Here is a 20,004-nt window from a genome sequence, read left to right on the forward strand (position 1 = left end):
GTGATTCGAAACCTGCTGCTGGTCTCCCGGTTGTCGCAAACGGCGGGCGGCCCGGTCATCCCCTAGATCCGTGGAACCCCCGTCGCCCATCCAACCTGTCTCCAGCGGGCTGCCTACAAACCGTTCGATCATGGCGTGAACCCAGAATCCTCCATCGGCCATCCAGGCGACCCCCAGCGGGCCGCCGCAGACGGCCATCCGCTCGATCATGCCGTGCCCCGTCTGCAACGTGCCGTTATGGATGGAAGAGCACCAGGTCACGGGGTGCTCCAGGGGACACTCACTTTGACTCGGAATCCCCCCTCGGCTGTCCGACCGGCTTCCAGTGTGCCGCCGTAGACGGCGAGGCGCTCGCGCAGGCCGATCAGCCCCCGGCCGTCGCCCGAGCGTGGCCCTGTGCTCCGGATTCCGCCGGTGTCGGTCACCTCGATCTCCAGCCGGTCGTCGTCTCCGCCGATCGTCACCGTCGCGGCGGCGCCGGGCGCGTGTTTGATCGTGTTGGTCAGGGCCTCCTGGACGACGCGGTAGGCGGCGAGGTCGATCCCGGGAGGCAGCGGCCCCGGCGGCGACACCTTGGCGGTCACCGGGACTCCGGCGGCGCGGACCCGTTCAATCAGGTCGTCGAGCCGGTCGAGGCCCGGCTGGGGTTCGAGCCCGTCGGCCGGGCCGTCGAGGCGCTCACCGCCGGGACCGGCGAGCAGGCCCATGACGTGGCGCAGTTCGGCCATGGCGGCCCGGCCACCCGACTCGATCGCGAGCAGCGCCTGTTTCGACTGCTCGGGCTCGGCGTCCATGACCTTGCGCGCCGCCCCGGCCTGGATCACCATCACGCTGACATTGTGGGTCACCACGTCGTGCAGTTCGGCGGCGATCCGGGCCCGCTCCTCCGCGACGGCCCGGCTCGTCGCCTCCGCCTGATCCCGCGCCATCTCGGCGAACCGATGCCGCCAGAACCGGACGAAGCTCCCGACGACCCCCACGCTCAGCAGCACGACGAAGGGCCCCATCCAGCTCGGCAACCCCGGCGCGACATCCTTGAAGGCGCCTCCGGCGAGCCCCGCCGCGAGCACGAGCGCGACCATCGCCGGGAACCGGTTCCGGGCGTGGACGACGGCGCCATATGCGGCGATCGCGCAGGCCAGCACGGTGATCCAGGTCGCGGAACCGGAGGTGGCCAGGGTCGCGGCCAGCACGATCCAGAACACGGCGAGCGGAAACCGGCGCCGCACCGCCAGCGGCAGCGCCGTCATCGCCACCAGGAACACGGGCGGCTGACCGGAACGCACGGCCGGACCGACCTCCAGGCCGGGGATGGGCATGATGTCGGGAACCGGCGGCACGGGCGGGACATCCTGCCGGAGCCGCAGATATTCGATCACCTCGGGCTGGGCCGCGACCTGGCCGGTCCCAGGAAAGCGCACCGACAGGGCCACCGCGACGACCGTCAGGAAGATCGCGACCACCACGTCGACGGCGACCGCCCAGCGTGGGGCCCTCGGGCGGTCGTCGTCGCGCCGGGCCCGATGTTCGAGCACCCGACGCCAGCGGCGTGGTCGTTGACTGGTCTCCACCGGCACATTCTCACGCCCGCCCGGGACCTCCCACATCCGCCGCGATGACGGCACTCGTCGCCGCAGGGCGTACATCGCAGGGATGACGTGGCGGCGGTTCGTTCTCGGGACGTACACGATCTCGGCACGACGACCGACGCGCCCCGGCAGGGGCGGTACCTAGTTTCGTCGCGTGACTTCCGTCCTACGGGCCCAGGCACTGGGCAAGAGCTACGGCCGGCGCTGGGCGCTGCGCGAGTGCACGATTGACATCCCGGCGGGCCACGTCGTCGGGCTGGTCGGCCCCAACGGCGCCGGCAAGACCACCCTGCTGAAGCTGGCCAGCGGCCAGCTCCACCCCAGCACCGGCGACATCACGGTGCTCGGCGGGCGGCCGGGCAACACGCCCGCGCAACTGGCCAGGGTCGGGTACGTCGCCCAGGACACCCCCGTCTATGCGGCCCTGACCGTCGCCGAACACCTAAAGCTGGGAGCCGCGCTCAACCCCCGTTGGGACGCCACGCTCGCGCGGAACCGCATCGAACGCCTCGGCCTCTCCCCAGGCCACCGGGCGGGCCGGTTGTCGGGCGGGCAGCGAGCCCAGCTCGCCCTCACCCTCGGCCTGGCCAAACGCCCCGAGCTGCTGATCCTCGACGAACCGGTCGCCTCGCTCGACCCGCTGGCCCGTCGCGAGTTCATGCGGGCCCTGACCGAGGCCACCACCGGACACGACCTGAGCGTGGTGCTCTCCTCCCACCTCATCTCCGACCTGGAACGCGTCTGCGACTACCTGATCGTCCTGGTCGACTCCCGCGTCCGCCTCGCCGGCCGGGTCGAAGACCTGCTGGCCGCGACCGAACCCGACCGGCCCAGCCTGGAGGACCTCGTCCTGGCCCACATGGACGCGCCCGCGGAGGCGCGGCGATGATCTGGCTGACCTGGCGCCAGTTCCGCGCCTCGGCCGCGATGACGGCCGCCGTCCTGGTAGTGCTCGGCACCGTCCTGGCGTTGACCGGCCCGAAGCTGGCCGCCGACTACGCCGCCGGGGTCGCCGCCTGCACCCCCGACGACACCTGCCTCGACTTCTTCGACCGTTTCTTCGGCGCGTACGACCTCGTCTTCCTGGCTCTCACCCTCGTCGTGCTGGTCCTCCCGGCGCTGATCGGCCTCTTCTGGGGTGCGCCGCTGGTCACCCGCGAACTGGAGGCGGGCACGCATCTGCTGGTCTGGAACCAGAGCGTTACCCGTGGCCGCTGGCTGGCGGTCAAACTCGGGCTCATCGGCCTGGCGGCCGTGGTGGCGGCGGGGGTGTGCGGTCTCGCGGTGACCTGGTGGTCCGGCCCGCTGGACAGATCGGCCGTGCCGGAGATGGCGCAGATGGCCCCCGTCGTGTTCGGCGCACGAGGGATCGCTCCGATGGGATATGCGGCCTTCGCCTTCGTCCTCGGAGTGACCGTCGGCATGCTGGTCCGCCGCACGCTGCCCGCCATGGCCCTCACTTTGGCGGTCTTCGTGGCGGTTCAACTCGCCATGCCGCTGCTGGTCCGACCTCACCTGATGCCGCCGGTCGCCGGGACCTTCGAGCTCACGCGGGAGAACATCGACGGCATGGGCGGGCCGCAGGGCGGATCCCTCCAGATCTTCCTCAGGACCTCGGCCGTGCCGGGCCATCCGGGCGCCTGGGTGCTGTCGAGCGAGCTGGTGGGCCCGTCCGGGCAGGCGGTCTCCGGCGGTGGCACCGATTCCGGCCCGTCGTCGACGGTCGTGCGGACCGTCCCGGTCTCCACGACGTCGGGACCGTGCTCTCCGCAGGGGCTCATGGCGGGCGGGTGCCTGGCCGAGATCAACCGGCTCGGCTACCGCCAGCAGGCCACCTACCAGCCCATCGACCGCTTCTGGCCTTTCCAGTGGATCGAAACGGGGATCTACACCCTGCTCACGCTGGGCCTCGCGTGGTCGTCGCTGTGGTGGATCAGGAAACGCCTGTGATGTCCGCCGTCCGAGCCGTGGCCGCCGTGCTCGCGCTCGTGCTGGCCGCCGCCTGCTCCGCGCCGACGCCGCCGCGCGGCCAAGCAGAAACCTCCTCCGGTACGGTCTGCGCGCCTCCCTCGGGAGCGCTCGAACCCGAGACGTCCACCACCATCGACGTCGTCGAACACGCCTACTTCTGCATCCTCGACACCTACGACGGCACCGCCACAATGGACACCCGCTCACTGCTGACCGCCGGATTCGCCGCCCTGACCCGGCGGCTCGACCACGCCGGACGCGATCTGCCTGTGGCGACCATGCCCGCCCTCACGGGTGACCGGAAAGCCGACTGGGCCGCCTTCGAGACCACCTTCCGTGAGATCACCGACATGGTCCCCGACCTGCGCGAGGAACTCACCGAAATCACCCTGCGGGCACTCGTGGCCGCCCTCGACGACCGGCACGCTACCTGGACCCACCAGGACAAACGGCATCCCGATGCCTATGACGGCGACGGCTACGGCCTGGGCCTCGACACCGGCACCACCTCCCCGCTGTTCATCACCGCCATAACCGGCGGCGCCGCTCAGGCCGCCGGTCTGCGCCCCGGCGACGTCATCGAAACGGTCAGCGACGGGGCGCCCTTCATCGACGGAGCACCTTCTTCCGCGCTCCGTCCCGAATACCCGGAGGCCCGGCCGGTGCGGCTGCGCGTCTTCCGGCAGAGCACCGGCCGCCGCTGGAGCGTGACGCTCCAGCCCGGTCTCTTCCCGCGCGATCCCGCCGGTCTGCGAGTGGTGCAGTCGAGGCTGCTGGACGACGTCGCCTACGTCCGGATGACCGCCTTCACCCCCGACTCGGCGAACCGGGTCCTGCGTGCGATCACCCGGCTGCGCACGAGCCGGACCCTGTCGGGGGTCGTGCTGGACCTACGCGGCAACGAGGGTGGCGTCCTACTGGAGTCGACCCGACTGTTGAGCGCGTTCGTCCACGGCGCGACCACCGGCTACCACTGCACCGCCGACGACACCTGCCAGGCCATCCCGACCGACGACACCGTCGACCTGCTCCACCTACCGCTCGTGGTCCTCGCCGACCGTGGCTGCGCCTCGACCTGCGAACACTTCGCCTCCGCCGTCAAGGACCTGCACCTCGGGCGGTTGGTCGGCACCAGGACCGCAGGCATGATCTCCGGCCCGGTGCAGACCTATCTCCTCGCGAACAACACCCTGCTGCACCTCCCCACCCGACATCACCTCGGGCCAGATCGCGAGGTGATCGATGGGATTGGCGTGGCCCCCGATCATTACGCGTCCCCGACCCCAGAAGACGCAGCCACCGGACGCGACCCCACCCTGACCAAGGGCCTGACCTTGCTTCGCCCCTGAAGAGACCCTCCGCCACGAGAGAGGTGCCAACACCGTGAAGAGAGTCCGCTGCAAAGACTCCAGTGCAATGACCTCCGCCGTGAGACTCCTGGCTGACCTGAGCCCGCAAGGCACACCCGCCTCAAATGACACCCGGCCGCGCTGAGCCCACCCCCTGAGGGACCTCACCAAAGAAGCCTGCTGAGCCTGCGATGGCACCTCTGCCGTAAAGATCTCGGCCGCGCTGAACTCCGTGAAGAGACCTCCGCCATAAGAAGCCACTTGGCCATGCCGAACCCCGTGAGGAGAACTCATGACAACAAGACTCTTCGAGCTGCTGCAGCCGTGCAGTGACCGCCGCCGCATAAAGACTCCTGGCCGCATCCGGCGTGGAAGGCCCGGTCGTGCTTTAGAGGTCCTAACAAAATGACCTCGGCACTCGGGCTGCTCGCCGTTGCCTTGCGCCGATTATGCAGGTGAAGCACCTCGCCGCACCGGCGCCGAGACCGGTGACGCTCATGTGTTAGGAGCTCTAAGTCCGCTGTAAAGAGCCCCGCCGTAAGAAGGCTCCCCGCCCCGGCTGAGCCTGCGATGGCACCCCTGTCGTGAAAAGACTCCCGGCCGTACCGACCCCATGAAGAGAGATCGTGCAAAAGCCTCCAGGTGGTACTGAACCCGTGCAGTGACCACTTTCGTGAGAAGACTCCCGGCCGTACCGACCCATGAAGAGAGCTCGCGCAAAAGCCGCCAGGTGGTACTGCACCCGTGCAGTGACCACTTTCGTGAGAAGACTCCTGGCCTTGCTGCGCCTTCGAAGGCACACCTCGCCATGAAAGGACTGCCCGCCCTACTGAAACCCCCCGCCCTTGCTCAGCCTGCGAAAGGACCTCACCGTGAAAAGACTTCTGGGCCTCGTTGCGGGACTGGTCGTCATCGCCGTATCCGCCTGTTCCGCCCCCGCGCCACCTAGGGCAGATGCCCCGCAGGCCAGCCCGCCCGGCCCCGTCATCCTGCCCGCCCCCACCGGGCCGCACGCGGTCGGTACCACCGCACTGCATCTGACCGACACCTCACGTCCCGATCCCTGGGACCCCGATGTCGGAGCTCGGGAGCTCAAGGTCACCCTGTGGTATCCGACCGAGCAGCGCGATGGGGAGTCGGCGCCGTACATGACCATTGAGGAAGCGGAGCTCCTTCTGAGGGACTCGGGGCTTTCCACCGCGCCCGCCGCCACTCTGAGCGGGACCCGGACCCATGCCATCGCGGACGCTCAACCTTCCGGCCGCGATCTGCCGCTCGTGGTGCTCTCGCCCGGTTTCACCAAGCCGATGAGCACGCTCACCTCTCTGGCCGAGGACATCGCGAGCCGGGGTTATGTCGTGGCGGGTATCGACCACACCTACGAGAGTTACGCCACCACGCTGTCCGACGGACGCGTCGCGGAATGCCTCGCGTGTGACAGCAACACCGACCCCGGGTTCGGCATGGGGCTCGTTCAAGGCCGGGCGGCCGACGTCTCCGTTGTTCTCGACCGGCTGACCGCTACCTTGAAGCTGATCGACTTCGACAGGATCGCGATGGTCGGTCAGTCGATCGGCGGTGCGGCCGCGTTGGCGACCATGGTCGCCGATCCCCGGGTCCGGGCCGGGGTCGATATGGACGGGACCGCTTACGCGCGGATTCCCAAGGGTGGTCTCTCCCGGCCCGTCCTGTTCTTGGGTGCGAAGGAGCATGTTCCGGGTGGTCTCGACCCTTCGTGGGATCGTGACTGGACGCTGCTGACCGGGTGGAAACGCTGGTTAGTGGTGCCGGACGCCGAGCATCAGACGTTCACCGACGTTCCTCTGCTGGCGGAGGTCCTCGGGCTCGAGCCCCTCCCGGGCATGCTGCCTGCCGAAAGAGGTGCCGAGCTCACCCGCACCTATGTGGCGGCCTTCCTCGATCTACATCTGAAGTCGCGGCCACAGTCGATCTTGGACACGTCATCGTTGCGCTATCGGCCGTAGCGGCGGTTGCGGCCCGCGTAGGCGCGGAGGGCGCGCAGGAAGTCGATCTCCCGGAAGTCGGGCCAGTAGCACTCGCAGAAGTGCATCTCGGCGTACGCCGACTGCCACAGCATGAACCCGGACAGGCGTTGCTCACCGCTGGTGCGGACGATCATGTCGAGGGGCGCCTGGGTGGCCGTGTAGACGTGGCGGGAGATCAGTTCCGCGTCGAAGCCCTCCAGGATGTCGTCGAGCGGGATGCCGAGGGCGCGCTGCTCTCCGATCGCCGAGCGGACGGCGTCGGCGATCTCACGCTGGCCGCCGTATCCGATCGCGACGTTCACCCGGGCGCCGCCGGTCCTGGCGACGGTGCGGGCGGCGGCCTCCTTGATGCCGAGGGCGGTGGCGGTGGGCAGCAGGTCGAGGGTGCCGATGGGGGTGATCTGCCACGGATTGCCGGGCTCCGCGAGCTCTCCGATGACGTCCTCGATGATGGCCAGCAGGGCGGTGAGTTCGGGTTCGGCGCGGTTCAGGTTGTCGTCGGAGAGCAGGTAGATCGTCACCTGCTCGATGCCGTAGGCGTCGCACCAGCGGAGGAAGGTGGGGATCTTCGCGCCGCCCGCGCGGTGGCCGTCGGCGGGGTCGGGGAAACCGGCCGATCTCGCCCAGCGGCGGTTGCCGTCGACCATGATCCCGATGTGGCGCGGCATCAGGTCGAGCGGGAGTCGTCCGGCCAGCCGCCTGACATAGATCCGGTCGAGGACACCTCTGAGCCGACGTCGCATCCACAGCATCAGGTCATCGTCGACCCGGACACCATTCCGGACAACCCGTTGCACCGAACCCTCACGGAAAAACGACAAGCGCTGATTTGATATCTGTCTAATCAAGGCCTAACCTGATTAGACAACCCTCTAAGCAAGGTGGTCATCATGGTTCCCGTGGTCGTCATCGGCGCCGGTCCCGTCGGGCTGGCCGCCGCCGCGCACCTCGCCGAGCGTGGGGTCGGCTTCGTCGTTCTGGAGAGCGGCGCGAAGGCCGGGTCCTCGGTGGCGAAGTGGGGGCACGTGCGGGTGTTCAGTCCGTGGCGCTACAACATCGACGGCGCCGCGCGGCGTCTCCTGGAATCCACCGGGTGGACGGCGCCCGACGACGACCACCTCCCGACCGGTGCGGAGATCGTCGGCGACTACCTCGGTCCGCTCGGCGAACTGCTCGGGGTCCAGGTCGGGGCCGAGGTCGTCGCGATCAGCAGGCTCGGTTACGACAGGGTCCGCACCGATGGGCGGGAGTCGGCGCCCTTCGTGCTGCGTCTGTCGGACGGCCGGGAGGTTCTCGCCAGCGCGGTGATCGACGCGTCGGGGACGTACAGGAACCCCAATGTTCTTGGGGCGAGCGGGCTGCGAGCCTTCGGCGAGGAGACCGTCGCCGAGCTGATCGACCATGCGCTCCCTGATGTGCTCGGCGCCGACCGCGACCGCTACGCCGGCCGTCGCACCCTGGTCATCGGCGCAGGTCATTCGGCCGCGACCACCGTGCTGGCTCTGGCGCGGCTCGATGACACGCCGATCACCTGGGCGGTCCGCACGGGGAATGCCGACCGCGCTTACGGCGGCGGGGAGGCCGACGCGCTGCCCGCTCGGGGTGCTCTCGGCACTCGTCTGCACGCTCTGGTGGCTTCGGGTCGGGTCCGGTTGGTGACGGGGTTCTTCACCCATCGGGTCGCCGCCCATGCCGATGGTGTGGAGGTCGTGAGCCGCGACCCGCAGGGCGTTGAGCAGTCGATCGTGGCCGAGCGTGTCGTCGCCGCCACGGGTTACCGGCCTGATCACTCGATCGCCGAGGAACTGCGCCTCGATCTGGATCCCGTTCTCGGCAGTACCCGCGCGCTGGCGCCGCTGATCGATCCCAACGTCCACTCCTGCGGCACGGTGCCTCCGCATGGGGTCGACGAGCTCACTCATCCCGAGCCGGGCTATTACGCGATCGGGGTCAAGAGTTACGGGCGCGCGCCGACGTTTCTGATGGCCACCGGCTATGAGCAGGCGCGTTCCGTGGTGGCCGCGATCGCCGGGGATTGGGAGGCGGCGCGGGCGGTGGAGCTCGACCTTCCTGAGACGGGGGTCTGTTCGTCCGAGCTCGCCGAGGCGCGGGGACGACACGGTGGTTTGGTCGGTACGCCACTCGTGCTCGCCGGCGCTTCTTCCGACGGCGGCGGGTGCTGCGGCTGAGAGGAGCGTGGCCCAGCTTCCGGCGGGCGGGACCGAACTTGGGGGACCACTCCGGGAGGGGAGATCTGATCGACTCCACCCGAGGACGAACGCTAGCGGCGTGGCTCGCCGTCACGATCGTGGCCGGACTCGCATCGTCGATCTTCCTGTCGCTGACCGGGTGGTTGCTGTCCCGCTTCAGCTGGCGCCCGGTGCTGGTGATCCTGGCCATCGTGTACGGCCTGACTGCGGTCCCGCTACACGCCCTCGTCATCTGGCGAGGGCACCGCCCGAAACGGCAGCCGAGCGAGAGGCGGTGCGGGGTCGCCCTTTCCGCCTTCTGCGCCGCCATGGCCGTGATCAGCCCGCTGCCGCTGGTCGCCAGGCTGTTCGGCGTTCTCGGTCAGCGGCCACCTGGTCACCACCGGCCCGCCACGCAGGTGGGCGGCGTCGGCGATCGCGGGAGTCCTGTTCGCCGTCCAGACCACCGGAATCCTGCTGCGTGGGCATGATCGCCTTCCCCACCTGCTCGCCGAGAGGTAGGGCACCGCCACCTTCTTTCGCCTTCGGCGCGCGTCGGTTCCGGTGACCGCCGTCGGTTCTGTGTGGCATCGCGGTGTTCTTACTCTTCGGGTACGCGCGGCTATGATTTCGAAGGACGTCTAAGCAGGGGAGGGCATCATGACGATCGAGTGTTGTCCGCCGCTCACCTGTGTGCCGCTGTCGGAGCAGGACGCCGAGGCGCTCGCCTCCCTGCTCAAGGCGGTGGCCGATCCGGTCAGGCTGCGGCTGCTGTCGATGATCGGGTCCCATGAGGGCGGCGAGGCGTGCGTCTGCGACCTGACCGACGCCTTCGACCTCACCGCCCCCACGATCTCGCACCACCTGAAGGTCCTGCGCACCGCGGGCCTCATCGACGGCGAACGGCGCGGGACCTGGGTGTACTACCGGGTGATCCCCGAAACGGTGGCCCGCCTGGGGGCGATCTTCAGCCCTCCGGCTCGCTGAAGACGACAGATCTGGGGCATCGCTGATCGTCTCTTCTTGGGGCCGGACTCGCAGGACGATCGCGGATCACTTAGAGCTCCTAACGAAATGAAGCCAACTGAACCCGGCGCCGGTGCGGCGAGATGCGTCACCTGCATAGGCGGCGCTTGGCAAAGGCGAGTTGTCGGGCACCGGAGCCATTTTGCTAGGAGCTCTTAGTGATCACCGTGATCCCGATCCCGCTCGCGACGGCGGGGCCAGAGCGGCATCGGCGCCAGACACGGTCAACAGCCGGCAGATCGCCCAGATGGGGCAACGCCACATCCGCATCGACTATGGGGTCAGGACGATGCGGCCGGCGACGTCGCGGGACTCCATGCGCTCATGCGCGATGACGGCCTGGTCGAACGGGAGGACGTCCACCTCCATCTCGCCGAGCCCGGCCGCCACGACCTCCAGGGCGGCGTCGAGTGCGGGGCGGACGACCTGTGGGTGGGTGGGCAGGTAGACGCCCGCGTTGAATCCGGCCACGGTGATGGCGCCCAGCCACAGCTGGTTGGTGTCCACGTGGTGGTTCCAGTCTCCGCTGGCGTTGCCGCCCACGATGATGCGGCCGCCCGGCTTCACCAACGACAGGCTGTGCGTGCGGACCTCGCCGCCGACCGCGTCGATCACGACGTCGAACTTCTCGTCGCCGAACACCTCCGGCAGACCGGCGGAGTCGACGACCAGGTCATAGGGCAGTTTGGTCGTGGACGCGGCCGCCAGTTTCCCGCTGCGGACGGTCCCGGCGACGCGTGACGCGCCCAGTCGACGCGCCATGCCGGGGAACGCCGCCGCGAACCCTCCGAGCGCGCCGTGGACGAGGACGCTCTCGCCCTCCGCCAGGTGGGCCACCTCCTTGAGCGCGGCGTAGGCCATCGCCGCGTTCGGGACGACGGCGACCGCGAGGGCGGGGTCGAGGCCGTGGCGTTCCGTCGACGCGACACGCGAGGCGTCGGCCAGGTAGATCGACGCGTAGCCGCCGGTGCCGGTGCCGGACATCGAGACGACCCGCTCCCCCACGGCGAATCCGGTGACACCCTCGCCGAGGGCACGTACCGTTCCCGCGACCTCCAACCCTGGCACGAACGGCGGCTGCGGCATGCCCGGACGGTCGCGGTAGAGGCCCTGCCGGAAGAACAGGTCGATCAGCCCGACCGCCGAATGGGTGACGTCGACGGCGATCTGCCCCGGCCCGGGGGTCGGGTCGGGCAGCTCGGTGACCGACAGGACGCTCGGGTCTCCGAACGCGGTGACCTGGACGGCTTTCACGTGGTGTCGCCTCTTTCATCGAGTTAACGCACTAAATGATGCGTTAACTGAGCACTGTAACGCACCTCGCGATGCGTTAAGGACGACGATGCGAGATGCCCTAGGCTCGCGGGCATGCGGCAGAGGGCTCGATCGAGCGAGGACAAGGAACGCCGGGCCGAGGAACTGCTGAACGCGGCCGAGGAGCTCGCGCTCGAACTCGGTGGCGTCCGCCACGTCACCCTGGCCGCGGTCACCGAACGGGCCGGGCTGCACCGGACCGGCGTGCGCCGCTACTACGCCGGCAAGGAACAACTCCTCCTGGAGCTGGCCGAACGCGGCTGGGGCCGGTGGCGCGACGCCGTCACGGCGGACGTCGCAGACCGCACCGCGCTCGACCCCACGCAGACCGCGGCGGTGATCAGCCGGACGCTCATCTCGCTCCCGCTGTTCTGCGACCTGCTGACCCACGTGACGCTGCACCTCGAAGGTGACGTCGACATCGAGACCGCGCGCCGGTACAAGACCAACGCCTTCGCCGCCCACAACGAGATCGCGGCCACGCTGGCGCGGGTGAGCAGCCTGACGGCCGAGCAGATCGTCGACCTGCTGGCCGTGTCGGTCGTCCTGGCCGCCGGCTTCTGGCAGGCGTCGCATCCAACCCCGACGCTCGCCGCGCTGTACGAGGAGGTGCCGTCGTGGGGCCACGCGGTCCTCGACTTCGGCCCACGCCTCGACCACCTCTTGCGGACCTTCGCCAACGGGCTGACGGAAACGACCTCGACATAGCGGGGCGTCTCCGCGCATGGACGATGTCTCGCAGCTGAGCTCGATCAATCCCTCAGCACGCCGCACTGAGGGCTGTTTCAGTACATGGTCAGGGGTTCAGGGCGACGGTGGCCTTCTGCCAGTCGGTCGACGCCGGCACGTCCACCGAGGAGGTGGCGCGGACGCGCCAGCGGATCTGCCAGCCGTCAGACAGTTTGCCCGCCGGCACGGTGACCGTGCGGAGGCCGCCCGCCAGGTAGCCCGGGCCGAAGCCGCCGGTCCAGATCAGGCCGGTGCCCTGTTCGGGCACGTCCGGATCGTGTTCGACCTCGAAGCGGACCGTCTCCAGGTCCTCGTAAGGGTGGGTGACGACGGCGCGCAGCTGCGGGGTGAGGCTGGAGACCACCGTCGTGCCGCCGGTCTGGAGCGCCGGGAGGATCTCGGGTGAGGCGATCTCCGGTGGGGCGAGGTGGACGACCTGGACCTGCCAGGGCGTCCAGCCGGACACCGTGCCGGCCGTGAGGTTGTGGGCGCGGGCGCGCCAGCGGATCTGCCAGCCGTCCTGGATCAGTCCCGGCGGGACGTTCGTGTGGATCAGCCCGCCGGATCTCGTGGTGCCGGAGAAACCGGTCCAGATCTGACCGGCGGCGGGGTCGTGTTCGATCTCGTACTCGCCCTTCATGGTGCCGCCGAAACGGTCGGACATCTTCAGCAGGAAGCGGGGAGCGGTCCTGAGCAGCATCATGGTGCCGTCGGGCGCCTGGTAGGAGGGGGTGAGGACGACCGTCCGGACCTCGGGGGCCGAGGTGATGGTCATCGTGATCTCGATCCGAGGCTGGGGAAACCCGTAGTTCGCCATCGGCGTGAGCAGCGAGTAGCCGTCGTCGAGACTCTCGTCGGGGTGCTGGAGCACGATTCCGTGGTTGGGGGCGCCGTCGACCCAGTCCTGAACGATGTCCTTGAGCTGCCACTCCACCGACTCCGCGTGGACGCCGCATTCGACCGCGGCGAGGTGCGCGCCGTCGGGTGTGGAGTCCGGCTTGTTGCCCCAGTGCAGGAAAGCGGGGTCATAGGGTCCGGTGAGCCGGCGCGCCTCGATCCCCTCCCCTGGCTGGCTCCCGCACGTCGGCGCAGTCAGGTTGCTGAACCGGAGCGTGGCCGAGGTGACGACGCCGGGAGGCAGCATCGCCGTGCCGAACCTCAGGTAGGCCCGGTTCCGGGAGCCGCCGGGCAGGGCGCCGACGAGGAGGAGGTCGTCATCAGTCGTCGCCGGATCGTTCGCGTTGGTGTCCGAAGGGACGGTGATCTCGTCGCCAGGGAACACGGTGATCGCGAGCTCGGTCGTCGCCGGGTCGGAGGCGTGCGAGGGCACGGCCGGGAGGGTGACGAGCCCGGCCGCCGTCACGGCCGTGGCGAGCAGGGAGAGTGCCCTCCTCCGCAGGAGGGATGGTGCAGACATCATCGAGCTCCTCGGGTCGCGGAGATGATCATTGGCATCGCCCAAGGACGGTAACAAAATCCCTTACCAAAATGCACCTGGAAATGTTCGACAAATCCCGCCTATTTGCCGTGAGGGATGGCCATGAGCGTTTGACCGGCGGCCTTCAGGGGGCGCGCGCCCATTCCCGAAGTGATCCGGCTTCCCGCGGGAGTGCGGTCGCCGAGCAGACGGCCCGAGGACGGTGGCGGTGTGGCGACCTTGACCACATGCCCGCACACTGCCTTGATGCGCCGAGTCCGACCGAGACCGCTAGCGAGGTCCAGGTGGGCCGATCTCTGCCCCGGCAACGCATGGAGCGCGACTCATTTGCGAGAGCTCTCCGTCAATGACTCGCATCACAGCCCGATCGCGAGCGAATGCCAGAAGTCTCGGCCCGAATATGGCGAGAAGACCAATCGACCCACCTTTACTAAGTATATTAATAACAAATTAACATACAGAAAATTCGAGGGCCGCAAGATGCCACTTGCGCTCGGGGCTGATCGTCGGGTTATAGTTCCGGCTGTAGGTCATGAGTGCCAGCGCATAGCCCCGGCTTGCTGGCCGGCAACCCTCGCGTCCGCGGCGGGGTGCCCCGGGTGAGGACCTGGTCCGTCGCGTGGTGCGGCGGGCAAGCGCGTGGCCTCTGGAGGCACTGTGTCCGCCGTGTTGTCCCTTGATGTCCCGGTGCGCGGTGGCGCGCTGGTGTCCTACGCCAATCTCGACTACGCGGCGAGCGCGCCCTGTCTCGAGGCGGTCAGCGTCGCCGTGGCCGAGGCGCTGCCCGCCTACTCCAGCGTGCACCGCGGCGCGGGGTACGCCTCACAGCTCACGACCGCGCGGTACGAGCAGGCGCGGCGCACGATCAAGTCGTTCGCAGGGGCCCGGCCCGACGACGCGCTCATCTTCACCCGGAACACCACCGACGCGATGAACCTGCTGGCCAGGAGCCTGCCGGAGGGGACCACGGTGGTGGTCTTCGACACCGAGCACCATGCCACGCTGCTGCCCTGGTCGAAGCCGGTCCGGCTCGCGCCGCCCACGCTGCCCGGTGAGGCGGTGCGGGCGGCCGACGAGGCGCTGGCGGCGATCGACGGGCCCGCGCTGCTGGTGGTCACGGCGGCCTCCAACGTCACCGGGGAGCTGTGGCCGATCGCGGGGCTCGCGCACATCGCGCACCGGCACGGCGCGCGGATCGCGGTGGACGCCGCCCAGTTCGTGCCGCATCGTCCCCTCAACCTGGCCGCGCTCGACCTCGACTACGTGGCGTTCTCGGGGCACAAGGTGTACGCGCCCTTCGGGGCCGGTGTGCTGGTGGGGCGGCGTGACTGGCTGGAGGGTGCCGAGCCCTACCTGAAGGGCGGCGGGGCCGTGGTCGCGGTGGGCGACGAGGCCGAATGGCAGAGCGACGTCGAGGCCCGGCACGAGGCGGGCACCCCCAATGTGCTGGGCGCCATCGCGCTCGCCGCCGCCTGCGAGCACCTGGCCCGGACGGGCTGGCCCAGCCTCGTACAGGAGGAGGAACGCCTGCTCACGCGGCTGCGGGCGGGGATCGCCGCCATCGACGGCGTGCACGAACTGGGGCTCTGGCCGGCCGATCATCCCCGGGTGGGGATCGTCTCCTTCGTCGTCGACGGTCACACCGCGCGTGAGGTGGCGGAACGACTGTCCGAGGACCACGGCATCGGCGTCCGCGACGGGAAGTTCTGCGCCCACCCGTTCGTGCGGCATCTGCTGGGCGTGGGCGAGGGCGGCTGCGACGACATCGGCGGCGCGGTCCGCGCCTCGATCGGCATCGGCAGCACCGACGAACACGTCGACCGCCTCCTGGCGGCACTCCGCGAGCTGTAGTCATCTAGGGGGCGAAGGGGGCATCCGCCCCCTCGCGCTCCTCGGTGGACCCGCACCGCCGGACGCTAGACGACGGCGACCAGGCCGCCGTCCACCACCAGGTCCTGTCCGTTGACGTAGGACGCGTCGCCGGAGGCGAGGAAGGCGACCGCGGCGGCGACGTCTTCCGGGGTGCCGAGGCGGCCGGCCGCGACTGTGGTGATCACGGCGGCGGCCGCTTCGGCGGAGATGTGCTCGTGGAACATCGGGGTCTCGATGTAGCCGGGGCTGACGGAGTTGACCCGGATCCCCCTCGGGGCCAGTTCCGCCGCGAGGGTGCGGGCCAGGTTGTGCACGGCCGCCTTGGTGGCGGCGTACAGGGAGGCGCCGGGCATTCCCCGGTGCAGCGCCCACGACGCGTTGATCACGATCGCGCCGCCGTCGGCCAGCAGCGGAAGCGTCGTGCGCAGGGTGAGGAACACGCCTTTGACGTTGACGGCCAGGAGACGGTCGAACTCGGCTTCGGTGATCTGGTCGAGGGGCTGGAACGTGGCCATGCCCGCGTTCGCGAAGACGACGTCGAGATGGCCGTAGTCGGCGAGGTCGGCGGGGTTCGCCACGTCACCGCGCACGGCCCGCACGCGCTCTCCCCCGCCCAGGTGCTCCACGGCGGCGTCGAGTCTGCGCTTGTCGCGGCCGGTGACGATCACGTGGGCGCCCTCGGCGAGCAGCCGCCGGGCGGTCGCCAGGCCGATGCCGCTCGTGCCGCCGGTGATGAGTGCGATCTTGCCGTCGAATCGGTTCATGGGGTTCAGCCTGGCGAGGGGCCCGGGAAGTGAACAGTGCGCACGTATCCGGGGACCGGTACCACCACCCTCAGCGCGGGAGGTAGAGCTCCAGGTACCAGTACGGGCGGCCGACCACCGCCAGGGTCGTCAGGTCGAAGAACAGGTCGCCGTCGTCGGGGTGGCGCACCGCCTTGACCGCCTGGACGGGCGGGCCGACGTCGTGGCGGGTCCACAGTTCGGCGAACTCGGGGCTCACCGCGCCGAGGTCGTCGACCAGCCGGGCGAACTCGGGGTCGCCGGGCGCGTGGGCGGCGTCGGCGCGGAAGGCGGCCACGACCGACGGCGCGACCGAGTCCCACTGCACGTGCATGGCCCGATAGCGGGCGTTGGTGAAGAAGCTGACCAGGCAGTTGTGGTCGGTGCCGTCGTAGCCGAAGACCCGGCGCGCGGCGTCGTTGACCGCGAGCCGGTTCCAGTAGCGGTCGCGCAGGATCGCGGGGGGCGCCCAGCCATCGAGCACCCGCCGCAGTTCCGGGGTGATCTCGGCGCCGGGTGCCGCGCCGGCCGGGGGCGGATTGAGGCCGGCCAGCAGGTAGACGTGGGCGCGCTCCGGTTCGGTCAGCCGCAGCGCGCGGCCGATCGCGTCGAGGACGCCCGCCGAGACGTTGATGTCGCGGCCCTGCTCCAGCCACGTGTACCAGGAGACACCGACCCCGGCCAGCACGGCGACCTCCTCCCGCCGCAGCCCCGGGGTGCGGCGGCGGGCCGCCACCGCCATGCCGACGTCGGCGGGGGTGAGCCGGGCCCGGCGGGTGCGCAGGAAGTCGCTGAGGAGTTCGCGGTTCGGGCGGGTCATCGGAGCGGGCTGATTCCGGTGAGGGTCAGGCCCAGCAGCCGGGTGGCCTCGGCGGCGGGGTCGGGGTGGTGTTCGGTGGCCAGGGCTATGCCGGTGATCAGGGCGAGCAGGTCGGTGATGGTGATGCCCGGGGTCAGGTCGGCCTCGGCCCGGTGGAGCAGGGGCTCTCCCGCTTCGGTCAGGCGGGACGTGGCGCAGTGGTCGTGCGGGGCGTCGGGGTCGGACGCGCACATGCGGTTCAGGGCGACGGCCAGGCCGCTGATGGTGGCGCCCGACACCGTGACGGCGCTCAGCCACTCCAGGAGCGCGGCCCTCGGATCGGGGCGGTCGCGCAGCTCTTCCGCGTGGGCGCACAGGGAGTCGACGCGTTCGCGGAAGACCGCCGCCAGCAGCGCGTGACGCGTCGGGAAATGGCGGCGTACGGTGCCGGACCCCACGCCCGCGACACGGGCGATCTGTTCCAGGGATGCGTCGGCGCCGTGGAGGGCGATCTCCTCTTCGGCCACGGCGAGCAGGCGCGCGTAGTTGCGCTGGGCGTCAGCGCGCATGGGCTTCACCTCGGGGATTGCTAAACGGCGGGGTCCTCCGTATCGTACCGGAGAACGGAAACGGCGGGCCCCGCCGTTTATTCTGACAAGGAGTCCCCATGTCTTTCGTGCTGGTCACCGGTGCCACCGGACAGCAGGGCGGCGCGACCGCCCGTGCGCTGCTCGCGCAGGGCGTTCCCGTGCGGGCCCTGGTCCGTGACGCCACCACCGAGAAGGCCAAGGCGGTCCAAGCGCTCGGGGCCGAGCTGGTCACCGGCGATCTCACCGACCGTGACTCGCTCGTCGGGGCGGCGCAGGGGGCTCGGGCGGTGTTCTCGATGCAGATGCCGCCGATGGTCGACGGGCTCCAGGGCGCCTCCATCGACTTCGACGGCGAGCTCGCGCAGGCCGTCAACCTCATCGAGGCCGCGCGGAGCGTGGGGGTGCCGCAGTTCGTGCACACCTCGGTGTCGGGGGCGGGGCAGCGGATCACCGCCGAGCGGTGGCTGGGGCTGGATCCCTACTACGCCACCAAGGCCGCCATCCAGGATCGGATCAGGGAGGCCGGGTTCACCCACTGGACGCTGATCAAGCCAGGCTGGTTCATGGAGAACTTCCTGCCCTCGGCCGCCTACCTGTTCCCCCGCGGCGTCGAAGGCGGCCTGGTCACGGTGCTGAAGCCGGACACGAAACTCTCGCTGGTCGCGGTCGACGACGTCGGCCGGGCCGCCGCCGCGGCCATCGCCGATCCCGCGCGGTTCCACGGGATCGAGCTCGAACTGTCGGGCGACCACCGGTCGATGGCGGAGATCGCCGCGGTTCTCTCCGCCGCGCTCGGGACCGAGCTGGCCGCGCCCGATCTGACCGAAGACGAGGCGATCGACCGGGGGATGCCGGTGTGGGCCGCCGTGTCCCACGAACGGACCGGGGTCGTGGGACAGCCCGCGCGTCCCGAGTACGCGCGGGCGTTCGGCATCCCCGTGACGACCTTCGAGGAGTGGACGCGCCTGTACCTCTAGCCGTCGATCAGCTGGTCGCGCAGCGTCGTGCGGACGTCGCAGTTGGCCAGCGCGAACGAGTCGGCCAGGGCGATCAGCTCGTCGTCGGTCAGGCCGCGGAACAGCTCGGCGTACTCGTAGGCGAGCGGCTGGGCGACCGTCAGGTTGAGCAGCAGGGTGCGCACCCAGTCGTACTGGCCCCACGGGTAGGGGTCGAAGCCGGGGAACTCGTCGGCGATCATCTTGTAGTAGGGGCCGGTGACCTCGGCGACGCCCTTGCCGTCGCTCCCCCACTGGTCGGCGCCCAGACGCACCTTCTTGGCGACGAAGTCGCCGAACCGCTTCATGTACGGGGAGTCGGGACGCACCATGACCAGTCCCTGGCGGCCCAGGTCCTTGTACATCCAGATCGACCAGCCGGCGTCGTCCCGCTTGAAGATCTCCAGCTGGTCGGCCAGGAGCTGGCGCAGTTCGGCGTCGCGCGGCTCGCTGCCGGTGTAGATCGGGCCGAACTCGCCGACCCACACCGGGGTGCCGGTGCGGTTGCTGTACTCGGTTCGCTCGGCGTACTTCTCCTCCAGGGTCGACTTGTCCCAGTGCTTCCCGGCGGTCTCGCCCGGGTAGGGACCGCCGCCGCCCAGGCCGGGTGCGGCGTAGTCGTGGGCGGCGTACACCGTGTTGTCCCACGGCTCGTCGAAGACGTCGAACTCGGTGGAGTAGGTGTTGCCGTCCAGGAAGAGGATGTGCCGGTCGTCGATGGCGCGGATGGCGTTGACCAGGCGGGTGTAGACGGGGCCGACCACCTTGCGCGACTCGTCGGCGGGCTCGTTGATCGGGTTGTAGCCGGCCACCCAGGGGTTGTCCTTGTAGTGCTCGGCGATGTGCTTCCACATCTCGACCACGCGGTCCTGGAAGTGGGGGTGGTCCCAGAACAGGGGACGGTGGGTGATGTTGTCGGAGTGCCAGTGGTGGTTCTGCGAACCGGGCAGGGCGTGCAGGTCGATCACGGTGTAGATGCCGTGCTTGGCGCACGCCTCCACGGCCCGGTCGAGGTGCTTGAAGCCCTCGGTCTTGAACTCGAAGGGCCGCTCGTCGTCTTCGAAGTGACGGTAGTTGACGGGGAGACGGACGCAGTTCATGCCCATCTCGGCCAGCAGCTTGGCGTCGTCCTCGTTGAAGAAGGCGGTCAGGAGGCGGTCGAAGAACAGCTCGTACTTGTCGTCACCGAGGACCTCGCGCACCGTGCTGCGCATGAGCGCCTCGTTGGCGGCGTAGCCGGTGATGAAGTTCTCCATGTTGAGCCAGCCGCCGACCGCGACGCCGCGCAGGCGGATGGCGGCGCCCGACTCGTCGACGATCTGGCGTCCTTCGACCCGGAGGAAGGTCATTTTTAC

General features: G+C 69.7%; 18 protein-coding genes and 1 riboswitch. Of the genes, 10 read left to right on the forward strand and 8 right to left on the reverse strand.

Annotation, left to right across the window (positions count from 1 at the left end; all coding sequences use genetic code 11):
* Window positions 1-257: 257 nt before the first annotated feature.
* On the reverse strand, window positions 258-1,571 hold the full coding sequence (locus ACYQ78_RS11010) for a sensor histidine kinase (protein WP_459800665.1): 1,314 nt from the start codon (window positions 1,569-1,571) through the stop codon (window positions 258-260).
* Between the two features lie 172 nt (window positions 1,572-1,743).
* Between ACYQ78_RS11010 and ACYQ78_RS11015 the strand changes: the two genes are divergently transcribed.
* The 4 genes from ACYQ78_RS11015 (at window position 1,744) to ACYQ78_RS11030 (ending at window position 6,894) form a co-directional block, all read left to right on the forward strand.
* Window positions 1,744-2,478, forward strand: coding sequence for an ABC transporter ATP-binding protein (locus ACYQ78_RS11015; protein ID WP_459800666.1), 735 nt, complete (start codon window positions 1,744-1,746; stop codon window positions 2,476-2,478).
* The gene (locus ACYQ78_RS11020) at window positions 2,475-3,539 is read left to right on the forward strand and encodes an ABC transporter permease (RefSeq protein WP_459800667.1); all 1,065 of its coding nucleotides are present in this window, start codon (window positions 2,475-2,477) and stop codon (window positions 3,537-3,539) included. Before ACYQ78_RS11015 ends, ACYQ78_RS11020 begins: the two co-directional genes overlap by 4 nt.
* Window positions 3,539-4,909, forward strand: coding sequence for a S41 family peptidase (locus tag ACYQ78_RS11025; RefSeq protein WP_459800668.1), 1,371 nt, complete (start codon window positions 3,539-3,541; stop codon window positions 4,907-4,909). The genes ACYQ78_RS11020 and ACYQ78_RS11025 overlap by 1 nt, the downstream gene beginning before the upstream one ends.
* A gap of 872 nt (window positions 4,910-5,781) precedes the next feature.
* Window positions 5,782-6,894, forward strand: a complete 1,113-nt coding sequence (locus tag ACYQ78_RS11030) for an alpha/beta hydrolase family protein (RefSeq protein ID WP_459800669.1) — start codon at window positions 5,782-5,784, stop codon at window positions 6,892-6,894.
* Here ACYQ78_RS11030 and ACYQ78_RS11035 read toward each other — a convergent pair.
* Entirely contained in the window at window positions 6,882-7,658 is a 777-nt protein-coding gene (locus ACYQ78_RS11035) for an isoprenyl transferase (RefSeq protein ID WP_459800670.1), read from the reverse strand. The two genes, ACYQ78_RS11030 and ACYQ78_RS11035, sit on opposite strands and share 13 nt — an antisense overlap.
* 147 nt (window positions 7,659-7,805) lie before the next feature.
* On the opposite strand from ACYQ78_RS11035, the gene ACYQ78_RS11040 reads away from it, so the two are divergent.
* The 3 genes from ACYQ78_RS11040 to ACYQ78_RS11050 all read left to right on the forward strand — a co-directional run bounded on the left by ACYQ78_RS11040 (window position 7,806) and on the right by ACYQ78_RS11050 (window position 10,091).
* The gene (locus tag ACYQ78_RS11040; protein WP_459800671.1) at window positions 7,806-9,104 is read left to right on the forward strand and encodes an FAD-dependent oxidoreductase; all 1,299 of its coding nucleotides are present in this window, start codon (window positions 7,806-7,808) and stop codon (window positions 9,102-9,104) included.
* 119 nt (window positions 9,105-9,223) lie between these two features.
* Entirely contained in the window at window positions 9,224-9,595 is a 372-nt protein-coding gene (locus ACYQ78_RS11045; RefSeq protein ID WP_459800672.1) for a hypothetical protein, read from the forward strand.
* A gap of 169 nt (window positions 9,596-9,764) precedes the next feature.
* Window positions 9,765-10,091, forward strand: coding sequence for a metalloregulator ArsR/SmtB family transcription factor (locus ACYQ78_RS11050; protein ID WP_459800673.1), 327 nt, complete (start codon window positions 9,765-9,767; stop codon window positions 10,089-10,091).
* A gap of 312 nt (window positions 10,092-10,403) precedes the next feature.
* Here ACYQ78_RS11050 and ACYQ78_RS11055 read toward each other — a convergent pair whose 3' ends face one another.
* Window positions 10,404-11,384: a quinone oxidoreductase family protein gene (locus ACYQ78_RS11055; RefSeq protein WP_459800674.1), complete on the reverse strand. Its 981-nt coding sequence runs from the start codon at window positions 11,382-11,384 to the stop codon at window positions 10,404-10,406.
* Between the two features lie 114 nt (window positions 11,385-11,498).
* Between ACYQ78_RS11055 and ACYQ78_RS11060 the strand changes: the two genes are divergently transcribed.
* Window positions 11,499-12,152 carry a TetR family transcriptional regulator gene (locus ACYQ78_RS11060; RefSeq protein WP_459800675.1) on the forward strand — a complete coding sequence of 218 codons (654 nt, stop codon included), beginning with the start codon at window positions 11,499-11,501 and terminating at the stop codon, window positions 12,150-12,152.
* Between the two features lie 88 nt (window positions 12,153-12,240).
* Here the strand turns inward: ACYQ78_RS11060 and ACYQ78_RS11065 are convergent, their stop codons facing one another.
* Window positions 12,241-13,590 (reverse strand): DNRLRE domain-containing protein, encoded by a 1,350-nt coding sequence (locus ACYQ78_RS11065; protein WP_459800676.1) that lies wholly within the window; start codon window positions 13,588-13,590, stop codon window positions 12,241-12,243.
* 549 nt (window positions 13,591-14,139) lie between these two features.
* A riboswitch (SAM riboswitch) is annotated at window positions 14,140-14,255 on the forward strand.
* A gap of 13 nt (window positions 14,256-14,268) precedes the next feature.
* On the opposite strand from ACYQ78_RS11065, the gene ACYQ78_RS11070 reads away from it, so the two are divergent.
* Window positions 14,269-15,462, forward strand: coding sequence for an aminotransferase class V-fold PLP-dependent enzyme (locus ACYQ78_RS11070; protein ID WP_459800677.1), 1,194 nt, complete (start codon window positions 14,269-14,271; stop codon window positions 15,460-15,462).
* A 65-nt stretch (window positions 15,463-15,527) separates the two neighbouring features.
* Here ACYQ78_RS11070 and ACYQ78_RS11075 read toward each other — a convergent pair whose 3' ends face one another.
* The 3 genes from ACYQ78_RS11075 to ACYQ78_RS11085 all read right to left on the reverse strand — a co-directional run bounded on the left by ACYQ78_RS11075 (window position 15,528) and on the right by ACYQ78_RS11085 (window position 17,633).
* Window positions 15,528-16,247 carry an SDR family NAD(P)-dependent oxidoreductase gene (locus ACYQ78_RS11075; protein ID WP_459800678.1) on the reverse strand — a complete coding sequence of 240 codons (720 nt, stop codon included), beginning with the start codon at window positions 16,245-16,247 and terminating at the stop codon, window positions 15,528-15,530.
* A gap of 70 nt (window positions 16,248-16,317) precedes the next feature.
* On the reverse strand, window positions 16,318-17,085 hold the full coding sequence (locus ACYQ78_RS11080) for a helix-turn-helix transcriptional regulator (RefSeq protein ID WP_459800679.1): 768 nt from the start codon (window positions 17,083-17,085) through the stop codon (window positions 16,318-16,320).
* Window positions 17,082-17,633, reverse strand: a complete 552-nt coding sequence (locus tag ACYQ78_RS11085; RefSeq protein WP_459800680.1) for a TetR/AcrR family transcriptional regulator — start codon at window positions 17,631-17,633, stop codon at window positions 17,082-17,084. Before ACYQ78_RS11085 ends, ACYQ78_RS11080 begins: the two co-directional genes overlap by 4 nt.
* 98 nt (window positions 17,634-17,731) lie before the next feature.
* Here ACYQ78_RS11085 and ACYQ78_RS11090 point away from each other — a divergent pair, with 98 nt between their 5' ends.
* Window positions 17,732-18,631, forward strand: a complete 900-nt coding sequence (locus ACYQ78_RS11090; protein WP_459800681.1) for an NmrA family NAD(P)-binding protein — start codon at window positions 17,732-17,734, stop codon at window positions 18,629-18,631.
* On the opposite strand, the gene ACYQ78_RS11095 is transcribed toward ACYQ78_RS11090, so the two are convergent.
* On the reverse strand, window positions 18,628-19,998 hold the full coding sequence (locus tag ACYQ78_RS11095) for a glycoside hydrolase family 5 protein (protein WP_459800682.1): 1,371 nt from the start codon (window positions 19,996-19,998) through the stop codon (window positions 18,628-18,630). The two genes, ACYQ78_RS11090 and ACYQ78_RS11095, sit on opposite strands and share 4 nt — an antisense overlap.
* Window positions 19,999-20,004: the final 6 nt, after the last annotated feature.

Source organism: Herbidospora sp. RD11066 (assembly GCF_054661255.1).

Excerpts from the sequence above, each read along its gene's own strand:
- ACYQ78_RS11020 (WP_459800667.1), top strand. The coding sequence starts at position 2,475 with ATGATCTGGCTGACCTGGCGCCAGTTCCGCGCCTCGGCCGCGATGACG.
- ACYQ78_RS11025 (WP_459800668.1), top strand. The coding sequence starts at position 3,539 with ATGTCCGCCGTCCGAGCCGTGGCCGCCGTGCTCGCGCTCGTGCTGGCC.
- ACYQ78_RS11035 (WP_459800670.1), bottom strand. The coding sequence starts at position 7,658 with ATGCGACGTCGGCTCAGAGGTGTCCTCGACCGGATCTATGTCAGGCGG.
- ACYQ78_RS11040 (WP_459800671.1), top strand. The coding sequence starts at position 7,806 with ATGGTTCCCGTGGTCGTCATCGGCGCCGGTCCCGTCGGGCTGGCCGCC.
- ACYQ78_RS11050 (WP_459800673.1), top strand. The coding sequence starts at position 9,765 with ATGACGATCGAGTGTTGTCCGCCGCTCACCTGTGTGCCGCTGTCGGAG.
- ACYQ78_RS11060 (WP_459800675.1), top strand. The coding sequence starts at position 11,499 with ATGCGGCAGAGGGCTCGATCGAGCGAGGACAAGGAACGCCGGGCCGAG.
- ACYQ78_RS11065 (WP_459800676.1), bottom strand. The coding sequence starts at position 13,590 with ATGTCTGCACCATCCCTCCTGCGGAGGAGGGCACTCTCCCTGCTCGCC.
- ACYQ78_RS11075 (WP_459800678.1), bottom strand. The coding sequence starts at position 16,247 with ATGAACCGATTCGACGGCAAGATCGCACTCATCACCGGCGGCACGAGC.
- ACYQ78_RS11080 (WP_459800679.1), bottom strand. The coding sequence starts at position 17,085 with ATGACCCGCCCGAACCGCGAACTCCTCAGCGACTTCCTGCGCACCCGC.
- ACYQ78_RS11085 (WP_459800680.1), bottom strand. The coding sequence starts at position 17,633 with ATGCGCGCTGACGCCCAGCGCAACTACGCGCGCCTGCTCGCCGTGGCC.
- ACYQ78_RS11090 (WP_459800681.1), top strand. The coding sequence starts at position 17,732 with ATGTCTTTCGTGCTGGTCACCGGTGCCACCGGACAGCAGGGCGGCGCG.
- ACYQ78_RS11095 (WP_459800682.1), bottom strand. The coding sequence starts at position 19,998 with ATGACCTTCCTCCGGGTCGAAGGACGCCAGATCGTCGACGAGTCGGGC.